This is a genomic window from Pseudomonas sp. PAGU 2196 (genome assembly GCF_022179005.1).
Taxonomy (GTDB): Bacteria; Pseudomonadota; Gammaproteobacteria; order Pseudomonadales; family Pseudomonadaceae; genus Aquipseudomonas; species Aquipseudomonas kermanshahensis.
The window spans coordinates 81259-96642 of sequence record NZ_BNTL01000008.1 but is presented as its reverse complement, the minus strand read 5'-3'; the positions used below and the strand labels follow the sequence as shown (position 1 = coordinate 96642).

The 15384-nt window shown below is 66.2% G+C and carries 11 protein-coding genes; all 11 read left to right on the top strand.

Annotation, left to right across the window (positions count from 1 at the left end; genetic code table 11):
• Positions 1 to 93 precede the first annotated feature (93 nt).
• The 11 genes from MFF34_RS07850 (at position 94) to MFF34_RS07800 (ending at position 15251) form a co-directional block, all read left to right on the top strand.
• Complete coding sequence (locus MFF34_RS07850) at positions 94 to 1869, top strand: ABC transporter ATP-binding protein (RefSeq protein ID WP_238212086.1); 1776 nt, start codon at positions 94 to 96, stop codon at positions 1867 to 1869.
• The gene (locus MFF34_RS07845; RefSeq protein ID WP_238212084.1) at positions 1862 to 3712 is read left to right on the top strand and encodes an ABC transporter ATP-binding protein; all 1851 of its coding nucleotides are present in this window, start codon (positions 1862 to 1864) and stop codon (positions 3710 to 3712) included. Before MFF34_RS07850 ends, MFF34_RS07845 begins: the two co-directional genes overlap by 8 nt.
• Positions 3713 to 3970: 258 nt before the next feature.
• Complete coding sequence (locus tag MFF34_RS07840) at positions 3971 to 5122, top strand: LLM class flavin-dependent oxidoreductase (protein WP_238212082.1); 1152 nt, start codon at positions 3971 to 3973, stop codon at positions 5120 to 5122.
• Between the two features lie 18 nt (positions 5123 to 5140).
• A complete protein-coding gene (locus MFF34_RS07835; RefSeq protein ID WP_238212080.1) occupies positions 5141 to 6205 on the top strand; it encodes an ABC transporter substrate-binding protein in 1065 nt (354 codons plus the stop codon).
• On the top strand, positions 6202 to 7260 hold the full coding sequence (locus MFF34_RS07830; RefSeq protein ID WP_027593764.1) for an ABC transporter substrate-binding protein: 1059 nt from the start codon (positions 6202 to 6204) through the stop codon (positions 7258 to 7260). The genes MFF34_RS07835 and MFF34_RS07830 overlap by 4 nt, the downstream gene beginning before the upstream one ends.
• Positions 7261 to 7562: 302 nt before the next feature.
• Positions 7563 to 9806 (top strand): TonB-dependent receptor, encoded by a 2244-nt coding sequence (locus MFF34_RS07825; RefSeq protein WP_238212078.1) that lies wholly within the window; start codon positions 7563 to 7565, stop codon positions 9804 to 9806.
• A 141-nt stretch (positions 9807 to 9947) separates the two neighbouring features.
• On the top strand, positions 9948 to 12395 hold the full coding sequence (locus tag MFF34_RS07820; RefSeq protein WP_238212076.1) for a TonB-dependent siderophore receptor: 2448 nt from the start codon (positions 9948 to 9950) through the stop codon (positions 12393 to 12395).
• A 186-nt stretch (positions 12396 to 12581) separates the two neighbouring features.
• Positions 12582 to 13334, top strand: a complete 753-nt coding sequence (locus tag MFF34_RS07815; RefSeq protein WP_238212074.1) for an ABC transporter permease — start codon at positions 12582 to 12584, stop codon at positions 13332 to 13334.
• Positions 13335 to 13344: 10 nt separating this feature from the next.
• Positions 13345 to 14100: an ABC transporter permease gene (locus tag MFF34_RS07810; RefSeq protein ID WP_238212071.1), complete on the top strand. Its 756-nt coding sequence runs from the start codon at positions 13345 to 13347 to the stop codon at positions 14098 to 14100.
• An 11-nt stretch (positions 14101 to 14111) separates the two neighbouring features.
• The gene (locus MFF34_RS07805; protein WP_238212069.1) at positions 14112 to 14897 is read left to right on the top strand and encodes an ABC transporter ATP-binding protein; all 786 of its coding nucleotides are present in this window, start codon (positions 14112 to 14114) and stop codon (positions 14895 to 14897) included.
• 57 nt (positions 14898 to 14954) lie between these two features.
• Positions 14955 to 15251: a chorismate mutase gene (locus MFF34_RS07800; RefSeq protein ID WP_027593770.1), complete on the top strand. Its 297-nt coding sequence runs from the start codon at positions 14955 to 14957 to the stop codon at positions 15249 to 15251.
• The last annotated feature ends 133 nt before the right edge of the window (positions 15252 to 15384 follow it).

The window sequence follows — 15384 nt, the reverse complement described above, 5'->3', positions numbered from 1 at the left end:
GCCAGCGGCCACACACCAAGCCACGCCACCGTACCTGTGGGAGCTGGGTTGCCTGCGATGGGCTGCGTAGCAGCCCCAGTACCGAGCCTCTCCATGAACCACCCTCTTCTTCGCGCCCTGGCCATCTACCGTGAAATGCCCTGGCGCTTCGCCCTCGTGACCGCCTTGTACATCGCCGGCAACCTTGGCCTGGTCTGGCAGCAATGGCTGATTGGCCACGCGGTCGACGATGTCAGCGCTGGCCGCGCTGTGGTACGCCTGCCCGAAGGCAGCCTGGATGCCGCCGTGGCCTGGCACTGGCTGTGGCTGCTGCTGGCCATCGCCCTGGGCCGTGGCGTGCTGCAATACGCCGCCGCAGTGCTGTCGCTGGTGCTCAGCCAGGCGCTGCTGACGCGCCTGCGCGAGCGCATCCTCACGCAGGTCCAGCGCCTGCACCTGGGCTACCACTGGCGCCACGGCATGGGTGAACTGGTCACCCGCACCACCCGCGACGCCGACAAGGTGCGCGATGCACTGATCACCTTCTGGCGACAGATCATCGAAACGCCCTTGGTGGTGATGGCCGCCGTGGGGCTGCTGAGCTGGTATGACCCACTGCTCGGCCTGGTGCCGCTGCTGCTGACCGGGGCCGGGCTGTGGCTGTTCGTCGTGCAGACCGATCGCCTGGTCACGCTCGATCGCGCCGTGGGCGCTGCCTACGACCAGGTCAGCCAGGACCTGGCAGAAGGCATCGGTGGCGTGCGCGTGATCAAGGCGTTCGGCCTGGAGGGCCAGCGCATCGAGCGGTTTGCCCACCAGGTTGGCGTGTTCACCGGTCACGCGCGCGCGGCCCTGGCCTATGCCAGCTCACGCATCCCGCTGCCACAGGCGGTGGTGGCGCTGGGGCATGTGTGGATCCTGGTGTACGGTGCCCACCGCGTGGCGGCGGGCGCGCTGGGCATCGGCGAGCTGGTCACTTCGCTGCTGGTGGCCACCACGCTGGTGTTCCGTATCGAAGGCATCGGCCGGGTTATGCAGACCTTCGCCGATGCCCGCGCCAGTGCGGAGCGCATCTGGCAACTGCTGGACGAGCAACCGGCGATCCTTGGCGGCCAGGCCACCCTGCCCCCTGGGCCATTGGGCCTGAAACTGGCCCAGGTGCGCGTCAGCGCCCCCACGGGCGAGCGCGCCATTTTGCAGGACTGCTCGCTGACCCTGCAGCCCGGCGAGGTGGTGGCACTGGTCGGCGCCACGGGCACCGGCAAGAGCCTGCTGGCCAGCCTGCTGCCGCGCCTGGCCGACGTGCAAGGCGGCGCCGTGCTGGTCGGCAGTGACGCCGTGGGCTGGCAGGATGTGCGGGCGCTCGACCTGGCCGACCTGCGCCGACGCGTCCAGGTGTTGCCGCAAGAAAGCTTCCTGTTCTCTGACAGCCTGGCGGCCAACCTGCGCCTGGCGGCAGCCAATGCCAGCGCCGCTGAATTGCGCGAAGGGCTGCGCCTGGCGGCGGCAGAGGATGTACTCGAACGTTTGCCCCATGGCCTCGACACGCCACTGGGCGACCGTGGCGTGACCCTCTCCGGCGGCCAGCGCCAGCGCCTGTGCCTGGCCCGCGCACTGCTCGGCGCGCCGGACATCCTGTGCCTGGACGACGCCACCAGCGCCCTGGATGCCCTGGGTGAGCGCCAGGTGCTGCATAACATCCGCCGCCTGCGCGGCGACACGGGCCAGGGGCCGACTTTGCTGCTGATCACAAGCCGCCTTTCGACCCTGCTGTTGGCCGACCGGGTACTGATGCTGGAAAACGGCCGCATCAGCGCCAGTGGCACCCATGCCGAGCTGAGCGCGAACAATGCCCACTACTGCGACCTGCTGGGGATCGACCATGAGTAATGCACCCAACAAGGCCCCCAGCGATATCGAGATCGAGCAGCACCTGGCGCGCCAGGCCCTGGACCGTGGCATGTTCCACCGCCTGTTGCCGCTGCTGCGGCCCATTCGCCGGCAGATCCTGGCGGTGATCGGCATCGAACTGCTGCTGGTGTTCACCGTGTTCCTGCGGCCCTGGTTCGTTCGCGAGCTGCTCGACAAGGGGTTGGTGGCCAGCGCCGATCACTGGTTGCTGGACGAACGCCTGGTGCTGTGGCTGGGCCTGGGCCTGGCGGCCAGCTGGCTGGGGCGTTTCCTGCTGGCAGGCGTGTCGCAGTTCATTGCCGGGCGGGCGGCGATCCGCGTGCTCAACGACCTGCGGGTGAAGGTGTTTGCCCACGTGCAGGCGCTGTCGGTGAGCTACTTCGACCAGACCCGCGCCGGGCGCATCATTTCTCGCGTTGACCGTGATGTCGATGCGCTCGAACCGTTGTTGGTGCAAGGCCCGCCAGAGCTGCTCGGCGCCCTGCTGCGCTGCGGCCTGGCGGCGGTGATGCTGTGGCGCATCGAGCCGAGCTTCTTCTACAGCCTGGCCGCCACGGTGCCACTGCTGGCGTTGGCCACCTGGCGCTTCAAGCGGGTGTCGCAACGCAACTGGGCCAAGGTCGCCGAACAGCGCAGCCGCTTCACCGCGCACCTGGTCGAGAGCGTCAGCGGCGTGCGCTTGATTCAGCAATGTGGCCAGGAGCAAAAAAACCAGGCGCGCTACCGGCGCCTGCTGGAAGATTTCAACCAAGCCCTGATCCGCGGCAGCCTACGTGCCGGCTGGTTCGCGCCGTTCACGGCACTGTTGAGCACGGCAGGCATGGCCGTATTGCTGCTGGTAGGCGCCCACGGCCTGGCCGAAGGCAAGGTCACTGTCGGCCAGGTGGCCGAGAGCCTGTTCTACGTGTTCCTGTTCCTGGGGCCACTGCAAGAGCTGTCGGACCTGTTCGAGCGCTATGCCACAGGCAGTGCGTCGGCGCAGCGGATCTTCCTGCTGCTCGACACCCGCCCACAGGTACTCGACCCGCAATCACCCCGCCCGCTGGCCAGGGCACGCGGCCAGGTGGACTTCGAGCAGGTGGGCTTCGCCTACATCCCGAACGGCCCGCGCCCGGTGATCGATGGCCTCGACCTGCACATCCGCGCCGGTGAAGTGTTGGCCATCGTCGGCCCGTCCGGGCATGGCAAAAGTACCTTGGTGCAGTTGCTGACGCGTTTCTACGAAGTGCAACGCGGCGCCGTGAAACTGGACGGCATCGACTTGCGCGAACTGGCCCAGCATGACCTGCGGCGCAACGTTGGCGTGGTGCTGCAGGACAACGTGCTGTTCAGCGGTAGCATCCTCGACAACCTGCGCCTGGCGGCACCTGGTGCCGACGATACACGCCTGGTGGCAGCCGCCCGCGAACTGGGGGCAGACGAAGTGCTCGAGCGCCTGCCGCAGCGCTACCATACCGAAGTCGGGCCTCTGGGCGCGCACCTGAGCCATGGCCAACGGCAACTGGTGTGCTTGGTGCGCGCCTACCTGGCCGACCCGGCGGTACTGGTGCTCGACGAGGCCACCTCGGCGGTGGATGTGCACACCGAGCGGCGTATCCAGCAGGCCTTGCGGCGGCTGTGCCAAGGGCGCACGGCGATCATCATCGCCCACCGCCTGGCGACCATCCGCGATGCCGACCGCATCGCCGTGGTCCGCCATGGGCAGGTGGTGGAGCAAGGGGCGCATGCCGAGCTGATTGACCGGGGTGGGGCTTATGCGGCGTTGTATGAGGCCTACCTGCGCAGTGCCGGGGAGGTTCCGGTAGAAGTTACCCCGGCCTGATTCAGCGGCCTCTTCGCCGGCAAGCCCGCTGCCACGGGTCGGAGCCCAGTGCCGACCCTGAGGGAGCGGGCTTGCCCGCGAAAGGGCCAGGCCTGCCCATGCTGCTCTCCCAGCATCCACTGCTTCCCGGTTGCTGCCACAGCAGCACCCCGCCCCTCTCCTGCACCGCAAGCCCCCGCCGCACAAGCCCAACGCCACGCATGGCACAGCCGTTGCACCACCCTCCCCATCCGCACAACCTCCCCTTCAGGAGCCCCCATGACCACCGAATTTTTCTGGCGCCTGCCCTTGGGCACCGATGGCCCGCAGTTGTCCACCGACCGCCATAACCGTGGCAACCCGCAGCACCGCCCCGGCAACATCGCCCCCGGTCGCCTGCCCAACGGCGAAAGCGACGGCTTTACCTACATCGACTACATCGCCCAGGTGGCCAAGGCCGCCGAGCTGGCAGGTTTCGAGGGTGCCTTGCTGCCCACCGGCCCCGAGCCGTGGATCGCTGCCGCAGCGCTGGCCCGCGAAACCCGCCGCATACGCTTTCTGATCGCGTTCCAGGCCACCTGGACCTTGCCCGCCTATGCCGCCCAGCAAGCCGCGATCCTGCAGAACCTCAGCGGCGGCAGGCTGGACTGGAACATCATCACCGGCGGCAACCCGGCCAGCCAGCGGGCCAACGGCGACTTCCTCGAACATGACCTGCGCTACAAGCGCACCGGTGAGTTCCTCGACGTGATCCAGGGCCTGTGGGCGCAGGACAAATTTTCCTACGACGGCGACATCTATCGCCTGGAAAACGGCAGCCTGCCCCCCGGCCTGCAACACGAGCGCAAACCGGGCGTGTACTTCTCCGGGTTTTCCGATGCAGCGCTGGACGTGGCGGCGCGCCACGCCGATGTGTACCTCAACTGGGCCGAGCCGATCGACACGCTCAAACCGCACATCGAGCGGGTCAGGGAACTGGCCGACAAACAAGGGCGCACCGTGCGCTTCGGCCTGCGCGTCGACCTGTTCGCCCGTGAGACCGAGGAGCAGGCCTGGCGGGAATTGCGCCAGCAGTTCGAGCGCCTGGAAGGCAAGGCCAGCGCCTCGGCCAAGGGCTTCGTGACCGGCTCCGACTCGGTCGGCGGCGCTCGCCAGGCAGCCTATCACCAGGGCTTGCAAGGCTTCGACGAACTGATCCTGGCGCGCAACCTGTGGGCCGGCTTCGCCAAGGCCAAGCCCGGCCCGACCGTGGGCTTGGTGGGCAGCCACCAGAACATCGCCGAGCGCCTGGCCGAATACCATGATGCGGGTTTCAGCACGTTCATTCTGGCCAGCAACCCGCACCTGGAAGAAGCCTTGCGCATCGGCCAGGAAGTGCTGCCCCTGGTGCAACAGGCTGCCGCCACCAGCCCCTTGAAGGCCAGAGCCTGAACCCGACGGAGCCCGAACATGAGCACACCCCTCGACACCCTTTGGTACACCCGCTGTCCAGTCCCCACTGGCCTGGGCATCGCCGTGCAGCAAGGCTGGCTGCAGGATGACCTGGCCAGCCTTGGCACCCAGGTACAATCCCTGCGCGAAGCCGACCAGCAGGCCGTGCGCGAATCGCATTTTGACCACAGCCTGCTCAACTCGGTCCGCCACGGCGGCAGCATCCCGGCCATCTGGGCCCGCGCGCAAGGCCGCGAAACCCGTGTGATCGGCCTGTCTTGGGCAGATGAAGCGCAGTTGATCCTGACCCGCCCGGACAGCGGCATCCACACGGTCAAGGACCTCAAGGGCCGGCGCTTCGGCCTACCCGACTGGGCCTCGGCGCAGATCGACTTCACCCGCGCGCAAGCCCTGCGCGGGCTGGAAAACGCCCTGAAACTCGAAGGCCTGCAAGTGGGTGACTTAGCGCTGGTCAACTACCGCTACGACGGCACCTTCAGCGACCGCCCAGTGCGCAATGTGGCGGGTACACCGGTGTCCAGCACGCAAAGCGAAGGCCGCAACCTGGAGTTGGCCGGGCTGTTGCGCGGCGAGGTCGATGCGATCTTTCTCAAGGGCGCGAGCGCCGTGCAACTGGCCCACGCCTTTGCCCTGCACACCGTCATAGACACCGGCAGCCACCCCGACCCGCTGATCCGCAGCAACAACGGCACGCCGCGCACCCTCGCCGTGGACAGCCACCTGTTGGCGCAACACCCGCAGGTGGTGCGCACCCTGCTGTCGTCCGTACTGCGCGCCGAACGCTGGGCCCACCAGCACCCGGACGAAACCCGCCGCTACCTGGCCCGTGAAACCAACAGCAGCGAATACTGGGTCACGGTCGCATACGGCGCCGATGCCCACCTGCGCCTGAGCACCCGCCTGGATGACCAGGCCATCGACGCCCTGCAGGATTTTGTCGAATTTCTCAAACGCTGGCGCTTCATCCCCAACCGGTTCGAGGTAGGTGACTGGATCGCCCGCCAACCCCTGGACCACTTGCTGGCCCCCACTCCCCTGGACAGGAAGCCCGTTACCCCATGACCAAGCCATTGGAAACGCTCTGGTACACCCACAGCCCCGTGCCCACCGGCCTCGGCATTGCCGTGCAATCCGGGCGCCTGGCCGAGGCCTTTGCGCCGTTCGGCACCAACATCCAGTCGTTGCGCGAATCCAGCGAACGGGAAGTGCGCGAAGCCCACTACGACCACCACCTGCAGAACTCAGTGCGCCACGGCGGCAACATCCCGGCAATCTGGGCCTACGCCAGTGGTGTCGAGACCCGCGTGCTGGGGTTGTCGTGGAGCGATGAAGTGCAACTGATCCTGACCACCGAAGAAAGCGGTGTGCGCAGTATCCGCGACCTGAAAAACCGCCGCTTCGGCTTGCCCAAGTGGGCCAACGTGCAGATCGACTTCACCCGCGCCCAGGCCCTGCGCGGGCTGGAAAACGCGCTGAAGCTCGAAGGCTTGAGCGTGGCGGATGTCGAACTGGTCGACTACCCCTACGGCGGTACCTACAGCGACGACGCCAAGCAGCACCTGTATGGCGCCGAAGTGAGCCTGGACACCAGCCGTTTCAGCCGGCGCAACAACGAACTGATCGGCCTGCTGCGCGGCGACATCGACGCGATCTTCCTCAAGGGCGCCCATGCGGTACACCTGGCCCACGAGTTTGGCCTGCGTGTAGTCGTCGATACCGGCAGCCACCCCGACCCGCTGATCCGCAGCAACAACGGCACACCGCGCACCTTGACCGTGGACCGGCATTTGCTGGAAGAGCACTTCGATGCCAGCCGTACACTGGTCGACACGGTGTTGCGCACCGAGCAGTGGGCGTGGGCCAACCCGGAAGAGACCCGGCGCTTCCTTGCCCGTGAGCTGAACACCAGCGAGTACTGGGTGGCCGCGGCTTATGGCGACGATGCCCACCGGCGCTTACGCACGACCCTGGACAGCCGCTCGATCGATGCGCTGCAGGACTTTACCGAGTTCCTGTTCAGGTGGGGGTTCATACCGCGCCGGTTCGATGTGCGGGAGTGGATCGACTTCAGCGTGCTGGAGCGTGTGATCGGCTCGACTTCGCGTTTGGCTGTCTGACCCCGGGGGCGCTATGCGCCCCCTTCGCGGGACAAGCCCGCTCCCACAGGTTCACCGCAGCTTCCTGGCCTGCGACGTATCTGTGGGAGCCGGCTTGCCGGCGATAGGGCCGCAACGCGGCCCCAACACGCTCAACCAAACACTGCTGCCCCAGCAGCACCCGCCAAGCACCCCACTGCTGCCCTACCGGCAACAGCCCCCTAAAAATCAAATTAAATTCATATAATTCAACATCTTACAAACATGGCACAGTCCCTGCTCTAGCTCTCCCCAACAACGCTTTACATACGGGGAGATTCACCATGCACCAGCTCCACCCACTGGCCCGCCAGATCAGCCTCGCGCTGCTGCTGGCCGGCACCGGCGGCCAGGCCATCGCCGCCAGCGAAGACGCCAAGACCGAGCCCGCCCTGGAAACCGTCACCGTCACGGCCCAGCACCGCGAGCAAACCCTGCAGGAAGTCCCGGTCGCCGTGTCGGCGATCAAGGGCACCAGCATCACTGCCGACGGCGTGCGCTCGATGGGCGACATCACCACCTTCGTGCCTAACGCCTCGGCCAAGAACCCCGACGGCGATGGCCGGCCGCGCTGGTACATCCGTGGCCTGGGCACCGGTGACACCGGCGCCGCGACGGTCTACCCAGTGGGCATCTACGCCGACGACGTCTACCTCAATGCACCGATCGCCGGCGGCGGCCCGCTGTTCGACCTCGAACGCATCGAGATCCTGCGCGGGCCGCAGGGCACCCTGTATGGCAAGAACACCACGGCGGGCGCGGTCAACGTGATCTCGAAGAAGCCGACCTTCGACACCGACGGCTACGGCACGGTCGGCGTCGGCAGCAAGAACGAACGGATCCTTACCGGTGCCATCGGCGGCGCGCTGGTGGACGAAAAACTGGCCGGCCGGGTGTCGCTGTACTCCGAAGAACGCGATGGCTTCCAGCACAACGACTTCGACGGCAACACCTATGGCGACGTCAACAAGAAAGCCATCCGCCTGCAGTTCCTCGCCCAGCTCAACCCCGACCTGGACGCCTTGCTGAAGCTGCACAGCCGCCAGTTCAAGGGCGATGGCAGCAACGGCGCGCTGCCGGTGGGGCGCTACTACAACGTCGGTTACGAGCGCCCCAATGGCCGCGACATTTCGCTCAACGTCAACGAGGACTACCGCCTCGACCACGACGGCGCGTCGCTGACCTTCAACTGGTACTTGGGCGACTACACCCTGACCTCGATCAGCGCCTACGACTACATCCGCAACCGCTCGACCAGCGACGCCGACTACACCCCGTACGAGGTCAACGGCGCGTCGATCACCGACAACAGCTACCGCCAGTGGTCGCAGGAGCTGCGCCTGGCATCGCCGGAAGACCGCCCGCTGCACTGGCTGGCCGGCGCGCACTACTTCCATGAAGACCTCGACAGCGCGGCCCAGCGCATCGTCACCCCGGGCCCGACACCCAACGGCACCGGCTCTAACCAGGTCGGCACCACCGCGTTCCGCGACCTGGGCTATGACCACCGCACCGACAGCTACGCGCTGTTTGGCAACCTGACCTACGACTTCACCGATGACTTCAGCGTGACGGGTGGCCTGCGCTGGACCCAGGAGAAAAAAGACATCGACCTGGACCTGACCCAGTTGACCCGCGCCACCGCCAACGGCCCGCTGATCCCGCTGGCAGGCGTGGGCACCAACGGCAATCGTCAGGAAGACAAGACGTGGGAAGCCTGGACTTACGACCTGACCCCCGAGTACCGCATCAACGACAACCTGCGGGTGTTCTTCCGCTATGCCCATGGCTTCCGCTCTGGTGGCTTCAACACCGGGCTATCGACCAGCCTTGCACAGCTGACCACAGTGGACCCGGAAGAGCTGGATGCCTACGAGTTGGGCCTGAAATCCGAGTGGTTCGACCGCCGCCTGACGGTTAACGCCAACGTCTTCTACTACGACTACAAGGACATTCAGGTGAACCTGCTGACGGTCAACAACGGCGTGCTCACCACCGCCTTGACCAACGGCGCCAAGGGCACTGTCAAAGGTGCGGAGCTGGAGATCGAAGGCCAGCCGACCGACCGCCTGCACGTGCGTGCGGCGGTGTCGTTCCTCGACACCGAATACACCGACTTCAAGAACACCAACCCCACCACTGGCGCGGTGACCGGCGACTACAGCGGCAACAGCTTCGTGCGCTCGCCACGCAACGTGGTGTCGCTGGGTGCCGACTACACCTTTCCGTTGCAGGTCGGCGGCAAGCTGGTGGCCGGCGGCGACGTGAGTTTCCGCGACAAGGAATACTTCCTTGCCGACCGCCAGAGCAGCGCTGACGAAACCCTCAGCCAGCCCCACTACACCTTGGCCAACGGCCGCCTGACCTGGTTCAGCCCCGACGACAAGCTGAGCGTGACCGGCTTCGTCAACAACCTGACCGACCGCCGCTACCAGGTGCATGGCCGGCCTAACGGGACTGCCGGGCAGTACGTGATCACCTATGGCGACCCACGCACGGTCGGGCTGAGTGTCACCAGCCGCTTCTAAGTCACCGTGCAAGGCCCTATCGCCGGCAAGCCGGCTCCCACAGGATCAACACCTCCCCTGAGCACAATGGGGTTCCTGTGGGAGCGGGCTTGCCCGCGAAGACGTCAGCACTGACAACACCTATTCCAGCAGGAACCCACTATGCCCCACCACACCCCCTTGGCCAGCGCCATCGCCCTGGCCATCGGCAGCCTTGCCGTGCCCGCATTCGCCGCCGAACCCGCCACCAACCTCGACACCGTGGTCGTGGTCGGCACCCACCGCAGCGACGTCACCGCCCTGCAAAGCGCTGCGCCCGTCGACGTCCTGAGTGGCGAAAAACTGCAGGAAACCGGCGCCAGCGACCTGTCCGCCGCGCTCACGGCTTTGTCACCGTCGTTCAGCTTCCCGCAATCGCCACAAGGCGCCTTTGCCGGCTCCATCGCCCAGGGCGCCTCGCTGCGCGGCCTGGCTTCCGACCAGGTGCTGGTGCTGGTCAACGGCAAGCGCCGCCACACCAGCGCCAACGTTACCCGCCAAGGCTTGGTCAACGCCCGTGGCGCGGCGGCGGTGGACCTCAGCCTGATCCCACTGTCGGCCATCGAGCGGGTAGAGATCCTGCGCGATGGCGCCGCCGCCCAGTACGGTTCGGACGCCATCGCCGGGGTGATCAACATCGTCCTCAAGGAACGCGACGACGGCGGCAACGCCGGCTACCGCTTCGGCGGCTACAAGAAAGGCGATGGCCTGCAACGCAAGCTCAGCGGCTGGAAAGGCTTTACCCTGCCCAACGACGGCTTCCTTACCCTGGCCTTCGACGCAGGCAGCCAGGACCCGGCCAGCGACACGCGCGACGACAACCGCCTGTTCTATCCCGGCTCGACCAGCATCGACACCCCACGTGAACAGAACAACCGCTACCGCAACTGGCGCTGGGGCTCGGGCAACGTCTCGGACCAGTACAACTTCACCGCCAACGCCGAGATGGGCCTGAGCGAGGGCCTGAGCGCTTATGGCTTCGCCACCTACGCGCACAAGAACACCGACGCCGAGAACTTTTTCGACCCGCCCACCACCCTGCGCAACAACTACGGCAGCGTGGCGCTGGCGCGCTACCCCGACGGCCGCTTGCCAGTCACCCGCTATGGCCTGGAAGACTTCGCCGTCACCAGTGGCCTGCGCCTGGAGAATGAAACACTGGGCAATTTCGACCTGGCGCTGAACTACGGCAACAACCGCGTCGACTCCACCGACCGCGACGCCATCAACCCCAGCTGGGGCACTGCCAGCCCCTCGACCATTTACACCGGCCGGCGCGAAGCCGACCAGACCAACCTGACCCTGGACTGGACACGCGACTTCGCCAACGACTGGCTGTTCAAGCCACTGACCGTTTCGGCAGGGCTGGCCTGGCGCCAGGAGAACTTCGACCTGACGGAGGGTGACGCCGCCGGCTGGTCCAACGGGCCGCTGTTCAACACCGTCGACCCGGTTTCTGGCCGGCGTATTCCCGGTTATTACTCGGGCATCACCCAGGTCGATGCGGTGTCGCTCGACCGCCGGGTGATCGGCGCCTACTTGGATGTCGAAGCCCAACTCACCGAGAAATTCCAGGCCGGCGTGGCGGTGCGTAGCGAGCACTACTCGGACTTTGGCGACACTACCAACGGCAAACTGTCGCTGCGCTATGACTTCACCCCCGAAATCGCCGCCCGGGCCAGCGCCAGCACCGGCTACCGCGCGCCTTCACTGGTGCAGAGCGGGTTGTCCTCGTTCAGCGTGCAGGTGGTGGAGCAACCGCCGGGCAGTGGCAACTGGGTCGAGGTGCAACAGCGCACCCTGCGTGCCGACAGCCCGGAAGCGGCGCTGCTGGGTGGCAAGTCGCTCAAGCCCGAAGAGTCGACCAACTTCTCCGTGGGCCTGGTCTGGCGCCCGCTGTCCAACGCTTCGGTGACGCTGGATGCCTACCGCATCGACATCGACAACCGCATCACCTTGTCCGACCAGTTGCCGTCGTCAGTGGTCACGCCGATTTTCGCCGGCACGCCCTACGCCAATATCCAGAGTGCGGCGTTCTACACCAACATCGCCGACACCCGCACCGATGGCTTCGAGCTGGCCGGCCACTACCAGCTCGAGCTGGGCGGCTGGGGCCGGCTGGACTTCAACGGCGGCTATGCGCGCAACAACACCCGTATCACCGGGCTGGACGACGTGGGCAGTATCCCCGGCAACCAGATCATCGGCCGCAACACCCAAGGCCTGATCGAGGACGGTACGCCCAAGGACAAACTGACCCTGAGCGCCAACTGGCTGTATGACGGCTGGAGCGTCACCGTGGCCCAGCGCCGTTATGGCGAATGGCAGAGCCGCAACGCCGCCAACCCGGCGCTGGACCAGACGTTTGCTGCGCAGTGGGTGACCGACCTGGATGTGTCGTACCGCTTCGACCTGGGCCTGACCTTGTCGGCGGGCGCGATCAACCTGTTCGACAGCCACCCAGACAAGCTCGAAGGCGCGCAGCTGTATGGGGTGCCGAAGTATTCCATCACCAGCCCCGAGGGGGCGCAGGGGGCGTTCTACTACACCAGCGTCAGTTACGATTTCTGATCTGCGACCGCGCTGGCTTCTTCGCGGGCAAGCCAGCACACGTAGTGCTGACGACCTGCTGCTGGAGCAGCAGCCCTGTGCTGCTCCAGCACCACCACATTCTCATCCCCCGTATTTCCGGGCCTTCAGCGCCTGGCACAGCTCTTGCGATAGCCCTTTCTATCGTCTGCTCCCCCAAGGCCCGCCATGCGCTTGCTCTCGCCCCTCTCCTGGTTGATCTCACCTGCAGCCCTGTTCGCACTCTGGGCCGTGCTGGCCAACGCTGGGCTGTTCCCTGCCAACCTGCTAGTACCACCGCTGGAGGTCTGGCACAGCTTCACCGACCTGCTGGCCACCGGCGAGCTGCAGGAACACCTTTCCGGCAGCCTTTCGCGCCTGGCCCTGGGCTTCGTCGGCGGCGCGCTCGGCGGCCTGGCATTCGGCACGGCGCTGGCCTTGTCAAACACCGTGGAGGCCTACTGCGCACCGCTGTTTCACACGCTTCGCCAGGTGCCCAGCATCGCCTTGATCCCGATGTTCGTGCTGCTGTTTGGCGTCGATGAAACCTTCAAGATCGTCATCGTCGCCAAGACCGCGTTCTTCCCCGTGGCCTTGGCCACCTGTGAAGGGGTGCGCGCCATCCCGCGCAGTCACTTCGAGGTCGCAGCGGTGTACCGCCTGCATTGGACAACGTTGGTCGGCCGTATTGCCCTGCCCGCTGCCGTGCCCGCAATCGTCACCGGCGTGCGCGTGGCGTTGACCCGCGCCTGGGTGGTGCTGGTGGCCTGCGAACTGCTGGCCGCCGACAGCGGGCTGGGGCAGATGATCGAAATGGGCCGGCAGATGCTGCGCATCGATGTCGTGATGGTCGGGGTGGTGATCACCGGTGTGATCGGCTTCACCCTGGATTTTGCCCTGCGCCGCGTGGAGCGGCGCTTGTCTGGCTGGCAAAGCCGCTGAGGAGGCCGTGATGAAACTACACAATATCCGTGGCCTGGTGCTGCCGCTGCTGCTGCTCGGCGCCTGGGAATACGCCTCGCGCCAGGACGCCGCCGGCGCCTACGCCTTCGTGCCACTGGCGCAGGTGGGGTCGGCATGGGTCGAACTGCTGGGCAGCGGCGAGCTGCTGATCAACCTGTGGGCAAGCCTGGTGCGTACCTGCACCGGCCTGGCGGTAGGCATTGTCGGTGGTATCGGGCTGGGCGCGCTGATGGCCCTGTCCGCCCCTGCCAACCGCCTGATCGCGCCGCTGTTCCATGCCCTGCGCCAGGTGCCGATGCTGGGCTGGATCCCGTTGATCGCCCTGTGGCTTGGCAACGGCGAAAGCGCCAAGCTGCTGATCGTCAGCCTGGCGGCTTTGTACCCCATGGTGCTCAACACCTTCGAAAGCCTGCGCCAGGTCGAGGGCCAGCACCGTGAGGCCGCCCGCGTGTTGATGCTCAGCCGCACCCAGCAACTGCGCCTGATCCTGCTGCCTGCCGCCTTGCCGGGCATCGCCGCTGGCGTGCTGCAGGCACTGGCATTCGCCTGGGTAACCTCGGTCGGCAGCGAGCTGTTCCTGTCTTCCGGTGCCGGCCTTGGCAGCCTGATGATGACCGCCGAGGCCGGCGCGCGCATGGAGATCATCGTGGTCTGCGTGCTGTGCATCGGCCTGTGCGGCTACCTGATGTCCTGGCTCTGCACCCTCCTCTCCCGCCGCCTGCTGCGCTGGCGCCCGACCCGTTGAAAGGCCCGACCATGAACGCCATCGCCCACGCTCTACCCACCACCGCCACCCACGGCGCACTGACCCTTCGTGGCCTGAGCAAGGCCTACGCCCTCAAGGGCAAGCCGATGCAAGTGCTCAAGGACATCGAGCTGAACATCCAACCTGGCGAATTCGTCAGCATTGTCGGCGCCAGCGGCTGTGGCAAGTCCACGCTGCTGCGGCTGATCGTCGGCCTCGACCAGGACTATCACGGGCAGATCCTGCTCGACCAGCAACCCGTGCGCGGGCCGGGCCTGGAACGCGGCATCGTGTTCCAGGACCACCGCCTGTTCCCATGGATGACCTTGCAGCAGAACATCGCCCTGGCCCTCAAGAACCACACCATGCCAGCCACGCACAAAGACCGCCTGGTGGCTGAGCACATCGAGCTGGTGGGCCTGAGCGGTTACGAACACGCCTACCCGCACCAGCTCTCCGGCGGCATGGCCCAGCGCGCGGCCATTGCCCGGGCGCTGGTGAACAAACCCAAGGTGCTGCTGCTCGACGAGCCGCTCGGCGCCCTCGATGCCCTGACCCGGGTGAGGCTGCAGCAAGAGCTGCAGCGCATCTGGGTGCAGGAGCGGTGCACCGTGATCATGGTCACCCATGACATCGAGGAGGCGCTGTACCTGGGTGACCGGGTGATCGTGATGGATGCCCACCCAGGCAGAATCCGCGAGGACCTGCACATCGACCTGCCGCACCCGCGTGAGCGCGACAGTGCGGTGCTGCACGCGTACAAACAGCGGTTGCTGGGTGAGCTGGTGGGGCATTGAGCTGCGCCTGTGCTAATGTCGGTCGACTTGCTTGCCCATCAACATGGAGCCCCCTACATGGACGTACGTTGCACATCGATCGAGGACGTTCGCTCGCGCATCGACCACATCGACCAGAACCTGGTCGCGCTGCTCGCCCAACGCGGCCAACTGGTCGCCCAGGCAGCCACCTTCAAGAAGACCACCGACGATGTGCGCGCACCGGCGCGGGTCGAGCAGGTGATTGCCAAGGTGCGTGCAATTGCCAGCGATACCGGGGCGTCGCCCGACGTGGTGGAACGGGTTTACCGGGCGATGATTGCGGCCTTTATCGATGAAGAACTGAAACTGCATGCCGCATTGAGCCGTGAGTGAACCGCGGTCGCTTCAACACTGCCCTATGCGAACCCGGTAGGAGCAGCCTTGTGCTGCGAAGAGGCCGGTGACAGCAGCAAAAATACGCTGTGCTGTCACCGGCCCCTTCGCAGCACAAGGCTGCTCCTACACG

What these genes read in the sequence shown, in the direction of transcription:
- MFF34_RS07845 (WP_238212084.1), top strand. Translation starts at nt 1,862, where the DNA reads ATGAGTAATGCACCCAACAAGGCCCCCAGCGATATCGAGATCGAGCAG.
- MFF34_RS07850 (WP_238212086.1), top strand. Translation starts at nt 94, where the DNA reads ATGAACCACCCTCTTCTTCGCGCCCTGGCCATCTACCGTGAAATGCCC.
- MFF34_RS07805 (WP_238212069.1), top strand. Translation starts at nt 14,112, where the DNA reads ATGAACGCCATCGCCCACGCTCTACCCACCACCGCCACCCACGGCGCA.
- MFF34_RS07820 (WP_238212076.1), top strand. Translation starts at nt 9,948, where the DNA reads ATGCCCCACCACACCCCCTTGGCCAGCGCCATCGCCCTGGCCATCGGC.
- MFF34_RS07810 (WP_238212071.1), top strand. Translation starts at nt 13,345, where the DNA reads ATGAAACTACACAATATCCGTGGCCTGGTGCTGCCGCTGCTGCTGCTC.
- MFF34_RS07800 (WP_027593770.1), top strand. Translation starts at nt 14,955, where the DNA reads ATGGACGTACGTTGCACATCGATCGAGGACGTTCGCTCGCGCATCGAC.
- MFF34_RS07830 (WP_027593764.1), top strand. Translation starts at nt 6,202, where the DNA reads ATGACCAAGCCATTGGAAACGCTCTGGTACACCCACAGCCCCGTGCCC.
- MFF34_RS07815 (WP_238212074.1), top strand. Translation starts at nt 12,582, where the DNA reads ATGCGCTTGCTCTCGCCCCTCTCCTGGTTGATCTCACCTGCAGCCCTG.
- MFF34_RS07835 (WP_238212080.1), top strand. Translation starts at nt 5,141, where the DNA reads ATGAGCACACCCCTCGACACCCTTTGGTACACCCGCTGTCCAGTCCCC.
- MFF34_RS07825 (WP_238212078.1), top strand. Translation starts at nt 7,563, where the DNA reads ATGCACCAGCTCCACCCACTGGCCCGCCAGATCAGCCTCGCGCTGCTG.
- MFF34_RS07840 (WP_238212082.1), top strand. Translation starts at nt 3,971, where the DNA reads ATGACCACCGAATTTTTCTGGCGCCTGCCCTTGGGCACCGATGGCCCG.